General features: G+C 71.7%; 7 protein-coding genes. 5 read left to right on the forward strand and 2 right to left on the reverse strand.

All coding sequences use genetic code 11. The features are described 5' to 3' along the window. Window positions 1-188: 188 nt before the first annotated feature. Both OHS71_RS13510 and OHS71_RS13515 read right to left on the reverse strand, forming a co-directional pair. Window positions 189-1,706 carry a hypothetical protein gene (locus tag OHS71_RS13510; RefSeq protein WP_328479629.1) on the reverse strand — a complete coding sequence of 506 codons (1,518 nt, stop codon included), beginning with the start codon at window positions 1,704-1,706 and terminating at the stop codon, window positions 189-191. Between the two features lie 237 nt (window positions 1,707-1,943). Further along, window positions 1,944-4,568, reverse strand: coding sequence for a glycosyltransferase family 1 protein (locus tag OHS71_RS13515; protein WP_328479630.1), 2,625 nt, complete (start codon window positions 4,566-4,568; stop codon window positions 1,944-1,946). 289 nt (window positions 4,569-4,857) lie between these two features. Here OHS71_RS13515 and OHS71_RS13520 point away from each other — a divergent pair, with 289 nt between their 5' ends. The 5 genes from OHS71_RS13520 (at window position 4,858) to glgB (ending at window position 14,201) form a co-directional block, all read left to right on the forward strand. Continuing rightward, window positions 4,858-6,072: a S8 family peptidase gene (locus tag OHS71_RS13520; protein WP_328479631.1), complete on the forward strand. Its 1,215-nt coding sequence runs from the start codon at window positions 4,858-4,860 to the stop codon at window positions 6,070-6,072. A gap of 192 nt (window positions 6,073-6,264) precedes the next feature. Beyond that, a complete protein-coding gene (locus tag OHS71_RS13525; protein WP_328479632.1) occupies window positions 6,265-8,502 on the forward strand; it encodes a maltotransferase domain-containing protein in 2,238 nt (745 codons plus the stop codon). After that, window positions 8,499-10,217, forward strand: a complete 1,719-nt coding sequence (gene treS / locus OHS71_RS13530; protein WP_328479633.1) for a maltose alpha-D-glucosyltransferase — start codon at window positions 8,499-8,501, stop codon at window positions 10,215-10,217. The genes OHS71_RS13525 and treS overlap by 4 nt, the downstream gene beginning before the upstream one ends. Before the next feature lie 92 nt (window positions 10,218-10,309). Continuing rightward, window positions 10,310-11,689, forward strand: coding sequence for a maltokinase N-terminal cap-like domain-containing protein (locus tag OHS71_RS13535; protein WP_328479634.1), 1,380 nt, complete (start codon window positions 10,310-10,312; stop codon window positions 11,687-11,689). A gap of 151 nt (window positions 11,690-11,840) precedes the next feature. Beyond that, window positions 11,841-14,201: a 1,4-alpha-glucan branching enzyme gene (gene glgB / locus OHS71_RS13540; protein WP_328484498.1), complete on the forward strand. Its 2,361-nt coding sequence runs from the start codon at window positions 11,841-11,843 to the stop codon at window positions 14,199-14,201. Window positions 14,202-14,210: the final 9 nt, after the last annotated feature.

The raw sequence follows: 14,210 nt of genomic DNA on the forward strand, positions 1-14,210 counted from the left end.
GCGATAGCGGGAGCCGAGGGCGGGAGCCAGGGGCTGAGGGCGGGAGCCCAGGACTGGGCGCGAGCCAGGGGCTAGGACTGGGGGCCAGGGGCTAGGACTGGGGGCCAGGGGCTAGGACTGGGGGCCAGGGGCTGGGGGCTGGGGCGGCAGCCCAGGACTGGGGGCGGGGGCCGGAGGCCGGGTGGGATTCAGCGAGTCATGAAGGTGTGGCGCGGGCGGGACCGTCGGGTGGAGCAGCGGTCCCGCCCGGGCGGGACCCGGCCCGGCCCGGGTCCCGCCAGCCCGGCCCGGAACAGCCCGTAGGTGACGCGCCGCCGCGCGGCCGCCTGCAACTCGTCCCGCAGGGGGCCTTCGCGCAGGATCGCGCCCGGGCCGAGCAGCCCTTCGACGACGGCCAGCGCCCCGTCGACATCTCCGTGCACCAGGCGCTCGCGCACGCCGGTGAGGCAGTCGGGGCGCCGGTGGGCGTCGTCGATGGCCTGAAGGCAGGGCAGCGGAGTCCCGGTCAGCGCGACCAGCAACTCCTCCCGCCGCACCTCGTCCGGGTCATGGTCGAACGCGGCCAGTACCCCGTCGACCAACCCGATCCGGTGCCGTTCCCCCCGGCACTCCACGAGATGCGGCTGCCCGGCCCGGCCCGGAGGCGGGAACCGGTCGGGGCGGGTCGGTGGTGAGTGCCCCGGCACCAGCGCCGAGGCGACCAGCGGGTGCAGCCGGTCGGCGTCGATCAGGCCGGCGCGGATCAGCTCCAGGTCGGGCGGCACCCAGGTCGCCGCGTCGGGCAGGACCGGCAGGACGGTCCCCTCACCCCCGTGGCTGAGTACGGCGGTGATCCGCGAAGCGGACGACCCACCACCGAGCCGGAGCCCGGGTCCGGGTTCGGGGCCCGGTCCGGGCCCAAGCTCGGGACCAGGACCAAGTCCGGGACCACGTCCGAACCCGGGTCGGGGATCGAGCCCGGGACCGGGTCCGGGACCGAGTTCGAGAACCAGTCGGTGTCGTCCCCCGAGCCGCACGAGAACGGTCCCGTCGGACCCGGTGCGCCCCTCGGCGCGGAGCAGGATCCCGGCCTCCTCGGCCCACCGGTCGACGGCACAGCCGCGGCCCTCCGGTACGGGAAGCCCGTGGCCGGGCAGGGCGTCACCCCCGCCTCCCGCCCGGGTCCGCAGGTCGGCCGCCCTGCGCGCGTCCCACAGGTGGCGGTGCAGGTCCAGCCGGAACCGCCGGCTGGGACGAGGATGCGGATGCCCGCGATCGCGGTGGGACCCGTCCCACAGCCCGAGGCTGAACCGCTGCCCGGCGTCCGCCCAGGCGGGCGGGGTCCGCACCACGAGGTGCACGGGCCACCGGGTGTCGTCCCGCCCCCCGCCGCCGATACCGACGTCGTACCGGGCGAGGGAGACAGTCGTCCCCGGCCGCAGCAACCCGTCGGGAGCGACCCTCGGCATGTGCCAGCGCAGCAGATCGGGCGCCAAGTGGCGCAGATCGGCCCGGAGTCGGGAAACGAACGCACGACCGTGGGTCCGGGCCACGGCACGGAGGTCGAGGTCGACGTCGATGCCTGCGGCGGCACACGCCCCGGCCCAGTCACCGACGTGGCGGCGGGCGGTCGCAGTCTCGATCATGGAGGCCGGCACGGCGAACTCGCGCACGCGCAGCCAGAAGGAAAGCCGGGAGGACTCGTCGTTCGCGATCTGAGTGAGCATCAGCACTCACCTTGCGCGGACGAGTCCCCCGATCTGTCGAGAGAAGGAGTAGTCATCGCGGGAAGCGTAACCTCCCGCATCCGACCACGCCACGGATTTCCCGCGGCCCCTCAAGTGCGGGACACGGTCTCTGTGTGAGTCGGTCGCCGGGCGCCGAAGCCCGTGTCAGCCCTGCTCGGACGGCAGGACAGCGCCGGGGCGCCGACGGGAACACCGTCGGCGCCCCGGCGGGCGTGCCTACCGCAGCAGCACTCCCGCTCCCTCGACCGCCTCCTCGGACGGCACCTCCACCAGGCCCAGCTCCGCCCCGGAGGCCAGGAGTCGGTGGGCGGGGAGGATGCGGACCGTGTAGCCGTAGGGTCCGGTGCGGTCCAGGGACAGGGGGCCCTCGTACAGCCAGCGGCCCTCCGTGTCGGGGCCGCCGGCCGGTTTCAGCGGGACCTTCGTCGCGTCCGTGATGCGGTCCTCCTCGTCGACCCGGCCCGCGACGGCCTGTACCTCGACGTCGTCGGGGGTGAGGTCGCCGAGGTCGACGCGGACCCGCAGGGCGAGGGTCGTACCGAGTTCGGCGGTGGTCGTGGCCACCGCCGTCTCGACGTGGTCGACCCGTACCGCGTGCCAGGTCGAGCGCACCCGCTGCTTCCAGAGGGCGAGTTCACGCGCGGTGTCGACGCTCATCGTCCGGTGCGCGTGGGCGGCGGGTGTGTAGAGCCGCTCGACGTATTCGCGGACCATGCGTCCCGCCAGCACCTTCGGGCCGAGCAGGGTGAGGGTCTGGCGGACCATCTCGATCCAGCGGTCGGGCAGGCCCGCCTGGCCGCGTTCGTAGAAGCGGGGGGTGATGCGCTGTTCGAGGAGGTCGTAGAGGGCCGCCGCCTCGATGTCGTCGCGGTGGTCGGGGTCGGTGCCGAAGCCGTCGGCGGTGGGGATCGCCCAGCCGAAGTCGGGCTGGAACCACTCGTCCCACCAGCCGTCGAGGACGGACAGGTTGAGACAGCCGTTGAGCGCCGCCTTCATGCCGGACGTGCCGCAGGCCTCCAGGGGCCGCAGCGGGTTGTTGAGCCAGATGTCGCAGCCGGGGTACAGCTTCTGCGCCATGGCCATGCCGTAGTCGGGCAGGAAGACGATCCGGTGCCGGACGCGCGGGTCGTCGGTGAACCGGACCAGTTCCTGGACCAGCCGTTTTCCGCCGTCGTCCGCCGGATGCGCCTTGCCCGCGACGACGATCTGGATCGGCCGCTCGGCGTGCAGCAGCAGGTCCATCAGCCGGTCGCGGTCCCTCAGCATCAGCGTCAGCCGTTTGTACGAGGGGACCCGGCGCGCGAAGCCGATGGTGAGGACGTCCGGGTCCAGGACGCCGTCGATCCAGCCCAGCTCCGCCGTCCCCGCGCCGCGCTGGCGCCAGGACGCCCTCAGCCTCTTGCGCACCTCCACCACCAGTTGCTCGCGCAGGTCGCGGCGCAGCTCCCAGATGTCCTGGTCGGGGATGTCGGCGACGGCGTCCCAGCGCTCGGAGCCGCCGACGCTGAGGGCGTCCTCGGTGCGCTCGGTGCCGATCTGGCGGGCGCCGAGGCGCAGCACCTCCGGGGCCACCCAGGTCGGGGCGTGCACCCCGTTGGTGACGGAGGTGATCGGCACCTCGTCCGGGTCGAAGCCGGGCCACAGACCGGAGAACATCTCCCGGCTCACCTGGCCGTGCAGCAGCGACACGCCGTTCGCGCGCTGTGCCAGCCGCAGGCCCATGACAGCCATGTTGAAGAGGTTCGGCTGGCCGCCCGGGTAGGTCTCCAGGCCCAGCCGCAGGATGCGGTCGACGTCCATGTGCGGGAGTTCGGCCTGGGGGCCGAAGTGGCGGGCGACCAGCTCACGGTCGAAGCGGTCGATCCCGGCGGGGACGGGGGTGTGGGTGGTGAAGACCGTGCCGGCCCGGACGGCTTCGAGTGCGGAGTCGAAGTCGAGCCCCGAGTCGGCGAGTTCGGCGATCCGTTCCAGGCCGAGGAAGCCGGCGTGGCCCTCGTTGGTGTGGAAGACCTCGGGCGGGGCGTGGCCGGTCAGGCGGCAGTACGTGCGTACCGCCCGGACACCTCCTATGCCCAGCAGCATTTCCTGGAGCAGCCGGTGCTCGCTGCCTCCGCCGTAGAGCCGGTCGGTCACCCCGCGTTCGCCGAGGTCGTTCTCCTCGACGTCGGAGTCGAGCATGAGGAGCGGGACCCGGCCGACCTGGGCCAGCCAGACCCGGGCGTGCAGTTGTTTGCCGGCGGGGAGGGCGAGGGAGATCTGCGCCGGGGTGCCGTCCTCCTCCCTCAGGAGGGTCACCGCCAGTTCGTGGGGGTCGAGGACCGGATAGTGCTCCTGCTGCCAGCCGTCCCGGGAGAGCGACTGACGGAAGTAGCCGTGCCGGTAGAGCAGTCCCACTCCGATCAGCGGAACGCCCAGGTCGCTGGCGGCCTTCAGGTGGTCGCCGGCGAGGATGCCGAGGCCGCCGGAGTACTGGGGCAGCGCGGCCGTGACACCGAATTCGGGTGAGAAGTAGGCGATGGCGGCGGGCAGCCCGGCGGAGCGGGGCTGTGCCTGGTACCAGCGGTCGCCGGTCATGTAGTCGTGCAGGTCGTCAGCGGCGGCGCTCAGCCTGCGCAGGAAGCGCCGGTCCTCGGCGAGCTCGGCGAGGCGCGCCGCGCGCAGGCCGCCGAGGAGTCTCACCGGGTCGCCGTCGGAGAGGGCCCAGCGCTCGGGGTCGACGGAGCGGAAGAGGTCGCGGGTCTCCGGATGCCAGGACCAGCGCAGGTTGCGGGCCAGGTCGCTGAGTGGCCGGAGGGGTTCGGGGAGGAGGGGTCGGACGGTGAATCGACGGATCGCCTTCACATTCCACCTCGGCGTGCGTGAGGAACAGACGCACGGCGGTGTGCGTCCACGTCGTCTACGACGGTACCGGCGTCGGCGCGGGCCTCGCTGAGGGCTGGCCGCCCCCGCACCCACCCTTTTCGGACCGACCGGCGACAACGGGCCGAAACCCTGTGGCGCCCCGGCAGGCAACCTTGTGGCCGTTCGCCCCGCACGAGAGGCTGCCCCGTGGCGTACCGGGCGGGGCCGGGGAGAGTCGCGGAAGCCGGTCAGACCGTCGTGCGCCGAGTCGAGGAGGGGAACTCGAACCATGGCACGGACGCGGACACGGCGTCTGCGCGGGGTGGTGGGAGGCTTGGCCGCGGTCGCGACGACCGTGGTCATATCGGCCGTCACCCTGCCCGCGAACGCCGTACCGGAGGGGAACGTACGCGGCGCCGGCCGGCCCGGCTCCGTCCACGGAAGCTACCTGGTGACGCTGAAGTCGGGCGTCCGGGCGTCGTCGCCGGCCGGGCGCGGTCTGGTCGGCTCCTACGGGGCGACCATCAGCCGGACCTACGGCACGGTCCTCAACGGGTTCGCCGTCGAGACCGACGGGAGACGCGCCCGGCGGCTCGCGGCCGACCCGCGTGTGGCGTCGGTCGTCCAGGACACCCGGGTGACGCTGGACGCGGCGCAGGGCGCGCGGAATCCGGCGTCCTGGGGGCTGGACCGCGTGGACCAGCCGGGCCGGCCGCTGGACAACGGCTACCGCTGGCCGAAGTCCGCGGGAGCCGGGGTCACGGTGTATGTCATCGACACCGGCATCCGGATCACGCACGCGGACTTCGGCGGCCGGGCGAGCTACGGCTGGGACTTTGTCGGGGGCGACCGGGTGGCCGCCGACGGCAACGGCCACGGCACGCATGTCGCCGCGACCGTCGCGGGCAGCACCCTGGGCGTCGCCAGGAAGGCCGAGGTGGTGGCGGTACGGGTCCTCGACGACGCCGGTGCGGGCACCACCGCGCGGACCGTCGCGGGCATCGAGTGGGTCACCCGGCACGCGCACAAGCCCGCGGTCGCCAACCTCAGCCTGGGCGGCGGTTACAACCCGGTCCTGGACGCGGCCGTCCGCAACTCCATCCGGTCCGGCGTCACGTACACCGTCGCCGCGGGCAACGCGGGCCGGCCGGCCGCCCTGCACTCTCCCGCCGACGTGCGGGAGGCTCTCACGGTCGGCGCCACCGACCGCGGGGACGCCCGGGCGAGCTTCTCGAACTACGGTTCGATCCTGGACCTCTTCGCGCCGGGCGTGTCCATCACCTCCGCCTCCCACCGGAGCGACACCGGCCGGACGACCCGGTCCGGTACGTCGATGGCGGCCCCGCACGCGGCGGGCGCGGCCGCGCTCGTCCTCGCCGACCGCCCGAGGGCCACGCCCGCCCAGGTCGTACGGACGCTGGTCGCGGGGGCGGTGAACGGCAAGGTCTCCGGCCGGGGCCCCGGTTCGCCGGACAAACTGCTCCAGATCCCCCCGTTCAGGTAACGGAGTTCCATGGCCGGCTTCGTTCCCTCCGGACGGGGCAGGTGTTGTTCCGCCGATATACGAGCGAGTAGTTAACAAAGCGCCGGATTGCTCACCCGAATAGGGTGGAAGGCTCCTCCGGTACTCCTCCGCAGGACCCCCTCCCCACCACATCCATCCGCCTACCCCCCGTTGATGCGGACAGGAGCGGTCATGCCAGCAAGGCACCACCCGTCATCACCCCCGACGCCTCGCAACAAGGGCAAGAACAAGAACAAAAGCGGCAAGGGCGCCGAGAAGACCCCGGGCCCGGAGAGTCCCGGGACTCCCGAGAGCACGGAGAGCCCCGGCGGCGCCGCGAGCGCCGGTGACTCCCAGCGGTCCGCTCCCGTCCCGGTGCCCCCGCCCGCCTCCGGTCCGCCGGCCCCGGAGCGATCCTCCGCGGGCGGCTACGCCACCGCTGTGGGGCGCATACCCGTCCTGGACGTCCGCCCGCTGGTCCAGCAGGGCCGCCGGCCCGCGAAGGCCGTTCCCGGCGAGACCTTCGAGGTTTCGGCGACCGTGTTCCGGGAGGGGCACGACGCCGTGGCCGCCAACGTCGTCCTGCGGGACCCGGACGGCCACCCCGGCCCGTGGACGCCGATGCGTGAGCTGGCGCCCGGCACCGACCGCTGGGGCGCGGACGTCACGCCGGACGCGACGGGCAACTGGACCTACACGGTGGAGGCCTGGAGCGACCCGGTCTCCACCTGGCGCCACCACGCCCGCATCAAGATCCCCGCGGGGATGGACACGGAGCTGGTCCTCGAAGAGGGTGCGCGCCTGTACGAACGGGCGGCCGCCGGAGTCCCCGAGGAACCGGACCGCACCGCGCTGCTGGCCGCGGCCGGCGCACTGCGCGACGAGACCCGCCCGGCCGTCTCCCGGCTGGCGGCGGCCCTGACGCCGGAGGTCGACGACGTACTCGGCCGGTACCCGCTGCGGGACCTGGTCACCGCCTCCGAGCCGCTGCCGCTGCTCGTCGAGCGCGAGCGCGCCCTGTACGGCGCCTGGTACGAGTTCTTCCCCCGCTCCGAGGGGACCGCCGAGCAGCCGCACGGCACGTTCCGCACCGCCGCGCGCAGACTGCCCGCCATCGCCGCGATGGGCTTCGACGTCGTCTACCTCCCGCCCATCCACCCCATCGGCACCACGTTCCGCAAGGGCCGCAACAACACCCTCGACCCCGGCCCCGACGACGTCGGCGTGCCCTGGGCGATCGGCTCGCCGGAGGGCGGCCACGACGCCGTCCACCCCGACCTGGGCACCCTGGAGGACTTCTCCTGGTTCGTGGAGCAGGCACATGAGCTCGGTCTGGAGATCGCCCTCGACTTCGCCCTCCAGTGCTCCCCCGACCACCCCTGGGTGCAGAAACACCCCGAGTGGTTCCACCACCGGCCCGACGGCACCATCGCCTACGCCGAGAACCCGCCGAAGAAGTACCAGGACATCTACCCGATCGCCTTCGACGCCGACCTCGACGGCCTGATCGCCGAGACGGTGCGGGTGCTGCGGCACTGGATGTCGTACGGGGTGCGGATCTTCCGGGTGGACAACCCGCACACCAAGCCGGTCGTGTTCTGGGAGCGGGTCATCGCGGACGTCAACCGCACCGACCCCGACGTGATCTTCCTCGCCGAGGCCTTCACCCGGCCCGCGATGATGCACACCCTCGGCCAGATCGGCTTCCAGCAGTCGTACACCTACTTCACCTGGCGCAACACCAAGCAGGAACTGACGGAGTACCTCACCGAACTCTCGGGGGACGCCGCCTCCTACATGCGGCCCAACTTCTTCGCCAACACCCCCGACATCCTGCCCGCCTACCTCCAGCAGGGCGGCCGCCCCGCCTTCGAGATCCGCGCCGTCCTGGCCGCGACCCTCTCCCCCACCTGGGGCCTCTACAGCGGCTACGAACTCTGCGAGAACACACCCCTGCGCGAGGGCGGCGAGGAATACCTCGACTCGGAGAAATACCAGCTCAAACCCCGTGACTGGGCGGCCGCCGAGCGGGAGGGCCGCAGCATCGCCCCCCTCGTCACCAAGCTCAACGAGATCCGGCGGGCGAACCCCGCCCTGCGGCAACTGCGCGATCTGCACTTCCACCCCACCGACAAGGAAGCGGTGATCGCCTACTCGAAGAGGAGCGCGGACAAGAGCGGTTCGAACACGGTTCTGGTGGTCGTCAACCTCGACCCCCACCACACCCAGGAGGCGACGGTGTCGTTGGACATGCCGCAACTCGGCCTGGACTGGCACGAGTCGGTGCCGGTGCGCGACGAGCTCACCGGCGAGACCTACCACTGGGGCAGGGCCAACTACGTGCGCCTCGAACCGGGCACCCGGCCCGCGCACGTACTCACCGTCCTGCGACCGTCCAACCCGCAGATCGGAGGGTCACCCACAACATGATCGTCAACGAGCCCGTTCCGGACACCTTCGAGGACACCCCCGCCAAGGACCGCGACCCCGAGTGGTTCAAACGCGCCGTGTTCTACGAGGTCCTCGTCCGCTCCTTCCAGGACAGCAACGGCGACGGCGTCGGCGACCTCAAGGGCATCACCGCCAAACTCGACTACCTGCAATGGCTCGGAGTCGACTGCCTCTGGCTGCCGCCCTTCTTCAAATCACCCCTGCGCGACGGCGGATACGACGTGTCCGACTACACCGCCGTCCTCCCCGAATTCGGCGACCTCGCCGACTTCGTGGAATTCGTCGACGCCGCCCACCAACGCGGCATGCGCGTCATCATCGACTTCGTGATGAACCACACCAGCGACCAGCACCCGTGGTTCCAGGAATCGAGAAAAGACCCCGACGGACCCTACGGCGACTACTACATGTGGGCCGACGACGACAAACAGTACGCCGACGCCCGCATCATCTTCGTCGACACCGAAGTCTCCAACTGGACCTTCGACCCCGTCCGCAAGCAGTACTTCTTCCACCGCTTCTTCTCCCACCAGCCGGACCTCAACTACGAGAACCCGGCCGTCCAGGAGGAAATGATCTCCGCGCTGCGGTTCTGGCTGGACCTCGGCATCGACGGCTTCCGGCTCGACGCGGTGCCCTACCTGTACGCCGAGGAGGGCACGAACTGCGAGAACCTCCCCGCCACCCACGAGTTCCTCCGAAGGGTCCGCAAGGAGATCGACGCCGCCTACCCGGACACCGTGATCCTCGCCGAGGCCAACCAGTGGCCCGAGGACGTCGTCGACTACTTCGGCGACTACGCCTCCGGCGGCGACGAATGCCACATGGCATTCCACTTCCCCGTCATGCCCCGCATCTTCATGGCCGTCCGACGGGAATCCCGCTACCCGGTCTCCGAAATCCTCGCGAAAACCCCCGCGATCCCCTCCCGCTGCCAATGGGGAATCTTCCTGCGCAACCACGACGAGCTCACCCTCGAAATGGTCACCGACGAAGAACGCGACTACATGTACGCGGAATACGCGAAAGACCCGCGTATGCGCGCCAACATCGGCATCCGCCGCCGGCTCGCACCCCTCCTGGAGAACGACCGCAACCAGATCGAGCTGTTCACCGCCCTGCTGCTCTCCCTGCCCGGCTCGCCGATCCTCTACTACGGCGACGAGATCGGCATGGGCGACAACATCTGGCTCGGCGACCGCGACGCCGTCCGCACCCCGATGCAGTGGACACCGGACCGCAACGCAGGTTTTTCGTCCTGTGACCCCGGGCGGCTGGTCCTGCCGACCATCATGGACCCCGTCTACGGGTACCAGGTCACCAACGTCGAGGCGTCGATGTCGTCGCCCTCCTCGCTGCTGCACTGGACCCGCCGGATGATCGAGATCCGCAAGCAGAACCCCGCCTTCGGCCTCGGGACCTACACCGAACTCCCGTCCTCCAACCCGGCCGTCCTCGCCTTCCTGCGCGAGGCGCCCCTGAAGGAGGGCGAAGGAGACGACGTGGTGCTGTGCGTGCACAACTTCTCACGCTTCGCACAGCCCACCGAGGTGGACCTGAGCCGATTCAAGGGGCGCTACCCGGTGGAGCTGTTCGGCGGGGTGCGCTTCCCGGCGGTCGGAGATCTGCCGTACCTGCTCACACTCGCGGGCCACGGCTTCTACTGGTTCCGGCTGCGCAGGGACGCGGCCTAGAACTCCGGGCGGGGCGGTTTCCCCCGCCCCGCCCGGGGCACGCAACAGTAACGCCCCGACCCCGACCCCCCGGGGAAAGGAATGTGACCCTCATGGCGGCGACTGTCACAGTGTCCGGCCGGACGGACCCCGGCCTCCTCACCTCGCTGGACCCCCTGCTGCGTGAGTGGCTGCCGCGGCAGCGCTGGTTCGCCGGCAAGGGACGACCGATCACCGGGTTCTCGCTGGTGTCGGCCACCGAGCTGCTGCCCTCAGCCACCCGGCCGGGGCTGTACCACCTGCTGGCGCGCGCCCATCAGCAGGCGGGACCCGGGGACTGCTACCAGCTGCTGATCGGCGTCAGGGAGGCTCTGCCGCCCCGGCTGGCGCCCGCCCTGATCGGACATGTGACACAGGGGCCGCTGGCCGGGCTGACCGTCTTCGACGCCCTGCACGACACCCGGACCGCCGAGGTGCTCCTGGAGGCCCTGCGCACCGGGGCCCGGATCGGCGGCCTGCGCTGCGAGCGGGACCCGGAGCAGGAGATCCGCTCCGGTCTGGTCCCGCGCCTGATGACGGGCGAGCAGTCGAACTCGTCCGTCATCTTTGGAGATACGTTCATTCTCAAGCTGTTGCGCCGGGTCGTGCCGGGCGTGAACCCCGATCTGGAACTGCCGCTGGCGCTGGCCCGCGAGGCCTGCGCCCGGGTGCCCGCGCCGACCGCGTGGATGTACGGGGACCCCACCGAGGGCGAGAGCGAGCCGTACGTCCTGGCCGTGCTCCAGCCGTATGTGCAGGGCGCGGCGGACGGCTGGGAGCTGGCGCTGCGGGAGCTGGCCAAGGGCGAGGACTTCACCGCCGAGGCACGCGCCCTGGGGCGGGCAACCGCCGAGGTGCACGGGGCGCTGGCCCGGACGCTGCCCACGGCGACGCTGGGCCACGCACAGATAGGCGCGATGGTGGACGGCATGACCGAGCGGCTCGACGCGGCCGCACAGGCGGTGCCGGCGCTGCGCCCGTACGCTCGGGCGCTGCGCACCGCCTTCACCGCACTGGCCGATCTCGCGGCCGAGGGCCACACCTGGACCGCCCAGCGCGTCCACGGCGATCTGCACCTGGGACAGTGCCTGCGCTCGGCCTCCGGGGACTGGACGCTGATCGACTTCGAGGGTGAGCCCGCCCGGCCGCTGGGCGAGCGGCGGATGCCCCAGCCGACCGTGCGGGACGTGGCGGGCATGCTGCGTTCCTTCGACTATGCCGCCCGGTCCGCCGATCCGCCGGCTCCGGCCTGGGCACATGCCTGCCGGGCGGCCTACTGTTCGGGGTATGCGGAGGTGGCCGGGGCCGATCCGCGCACCGACCCCGTGCTGCTGCGGGCCCACGAGACGGACAAGGCGGTCTACGAGGTCGTCTACGAGGCCCGGCACCGCCCGGACTGGCTGCCCGTGCCCCTGGCCGCGATACACCGCCTCGCCGCACCCGACCTGCCTTGAGGAGGCTCCGTACGTGACGTCCCCGAAGAAGAAGGCCAAGGCGAAGAAGAAGGCCGCCGCGAAGAAAGCGGTGACCCAGCACGCGGCGGTCCAGAAGGCGACGAGCAAGAGGACGACGGACAAGAAGGCGAAGGCGGCGGGCGGTAAGGCCATGGCCAAGAAGTCAGCGGAAGAGGCCGCGGCCTCTGCGACCGAGGCAACCGAGGCAACCGAGGAGATCACCGCGAAGAAGCCGGAGAAGCCCGCCGTGGACGCCGTCGGCACCACACCCGTGGCCCCCGGCGCCGCCCCGGCGGACACCGCCGGCACCACCCCGGCCGCGCCCGTCGACCCGGCCCTCGGCCGGGCCGACCGTGAACGCCTGCTGCACGGCACCCACCACGACCCGCACTCCGTGCTCGGGGCGCATCAGGTGCCCGGCGGAGTGGTCTTCCGGGCGCTGCGCCCCTACGCGAGGTCCGTCACGGTGCTGGCGGGCGACCTGCGCGCCGAGCTCCACGACGACGGAGACGGCTTCTTCTCCGCCCTGCTGCCCCTGACAGAGGTCCCGGTCCACCGGCTGCTCGTGACCTACGAGAGCACGACCGTGGAGACCGAGGACGCCTACCGTTTCCTGCCGACGCTGGGCGACCTCGACCTGCATCTGATCGGTGAGGGCCGGCACGAACAGCTGTGGACGGTGCTGGGCGCGCATCCGAGGACCCACGAGGGTGTGAGCGGCACGTCGTTCTCCGTGTGGGCGCCGAACGCGCGCGGGGTGCGCGTCGCCGGCTCCTTCAACTTCTGGGACGGCACCGGGTACCCGATGCGGTCGCTCGGCTCGTCCGGGGTCTGGGAGCTGTTCGTTCCCGGGGTCGGCGAGGGCGAGCTGTACAAGTTCGACATCGCCCGGCCCGACGGCTCGCACACCCTGCGCGCCGACCCGCTGGCCAGGCGTACGGAGGTCCCGCCGGCGACCTCGTCGGTCGTGCACGCCTCGCACTACGAGTGGGGCGACGAGGAGTGGCTGGCCCGGCGGGCCGAGATACCCGTCCACGAGGCGCCCTTCTCCGTCTACGAGATCCATCTGGCGTCCTGGCGACCGGGGCTGACGTACCGTCAGCTGGCCGAGCAGCTGCCCGCCTATGTCAAGGACCTGGGCTTCACACACGTAGAGCTGATGCCGGTGGCCGAGCATCCCTTCGGCGGCTCGTGGGGCTACCAGGTCACCGGTTTCTACGCGCCGACGGCCCGGCTCGGCACCCCCGACGACTTCAAGTACCTGGTGGACGCGCTGCACCGGGCGGGCATCGGCGTCCTGATGGACTGGGTGCCGGCACACTTCCCGCGCGACGAGTGGGCCCTCGCCGAGTTCGACGGACGTCCGCTGTACGAGCACGAGGACCCGTTGCGGGCCGCGCACCCCGACTGGGGGACGCTGGAGTTCGACTTCGGGCGGCGCGAGGTGCGTAACTTCCTGGTCGCCAACGCCACCTACTGGTGCGAGGAGTTCCACATCGACGGGCTGCGGGTGGACGCCGTCGCCTCGATGCTCTACCTCGACTACTCGCGCGAGCCGGGCCAGTGGACCCCGAACGAGCACGGGGGACGGGAGAACCTGGACGCGGTGGCGTTCCTCCAGGAGATGAACGCGACGGTCTACCGCCGCAGCCCCGGGGTCGTCACGATCGCGGAGGAGTCCACGGCCTGGGACGGGGTCACGCGGGCCACGCACCACTCGGGTCCGAGCGGCTTCGGCGGGCTCGGGTTCGGGCTGAAGTGGAACATGGGGTGGATGCACGACTCGCTGGAGTACATGAGCCACGAGCCGGTGCACCGCAGGTACCACCACCACGAGATGACCTTCTCGATGGTGTACGCCTACAGCGAGAACTACGTCCTGCCCATCTCCCACGACGAGGTGGTGCACGGGAAACGCTCTCTGGTGTCGAAGATGCCCGGCGACTGGTGGCAGCAGCGCGCCGGTCTGCGGGCGTACCTGGCGTACATGTGGGCCCACCCGGGCAAGCAGCTCCTCTTCATGGGCCAGGAGTTCGCCCAGGGCGCGGAGTGGTCCGAGGCGCACGGACCCGACTGGTGGCTGCTGGACCCGGCGTACGGCGCCGCGGCCGACCACCGGGGCGTCCGCGACCTCGTCCGCGATCTCAACACCGTCTACCGGGCGGCGCCGGCGCTGTGGCAGCAGGACACCGACCCCGCCGGTTTCCAGTGGGTGGTGGGGGACGCGGCCGAGGACAACGTCTTCGCCTTCCTGCGCTACGACGCCGAGGGCTCCCCGCTGCTGTCCGTCTCCAACCTCTCCCCCGTGGTCCGTCCCGACTACCGCCTCGGCGTACCCGACGACGTACCGGCCTGGCACGAGGTCCTCAACACCGACGCGGCCGCGTACGGCGGCAGCGGGGTCGCCCAGCCCGACCCGGTCAAGCCGGAGCCGCAGGGGCTGCACGGCCGGCCGGCGAGCGTCCGGCTGACCCTGCCCCCGCTGGCGACGGTCTGGCTGCGGCCCGCCTGAACCGCGCCC

The organism is Streptomyces sp. NBC_00377, assembly GCF_036075115.1.
In the GTDB taxonomy this organism is placed as follows: domain Bacteria; phylum Actinomycetota; class Actinomycetes; order Streptomycetales; family Streptomycetaceae; genus Streptomyces.

Bases quoted from the DNA above. Each gene is read 5' to 3' on its own strand.
- OHS71_RS13510 (WP_328479629.1), bottom strand. From the start codon at position 1,706: ATGCTCACTCAGATCGCGAACGACGAGTCCTCCCGGCTTTCCTTCTGG.
- OHS71_RS13520 (WP_328479631.1), top strand. From the start codon at position 4,858: ATGGCACGGACGCGGACACGGCGTCTGCGCGGGGTGGTGGGAGGCTTG.
- OHS71_RS13525 (WP_328479632.1), top strand. From the start codon at position 6,265: ATGCCAGCAAGGCACCACCCGTCATCACCCCCGACGCCTCGCAACAAG.
- treS (WP_328479633.1), top strand. From the start codon at position 8,499: ATGATCGTCAACGAGCCCGTTCCGGACACCTTCGAGGACACCCCCGCC.
- OHS71_RS13535 (WP_328479634.1), top strand. From the start codon at position 10,310: ATGGCGGCGACTGTCACAGTGTCCGGCCGGACGGACCCCGGCCTCCTC.
- glgB (WP_328484498.1), top strand. From the start codon at position 11,841: ATGGCCAAGAAGTCAGCGGAAGAGGCCGCGGCCTCTGCGACCGAGGCA.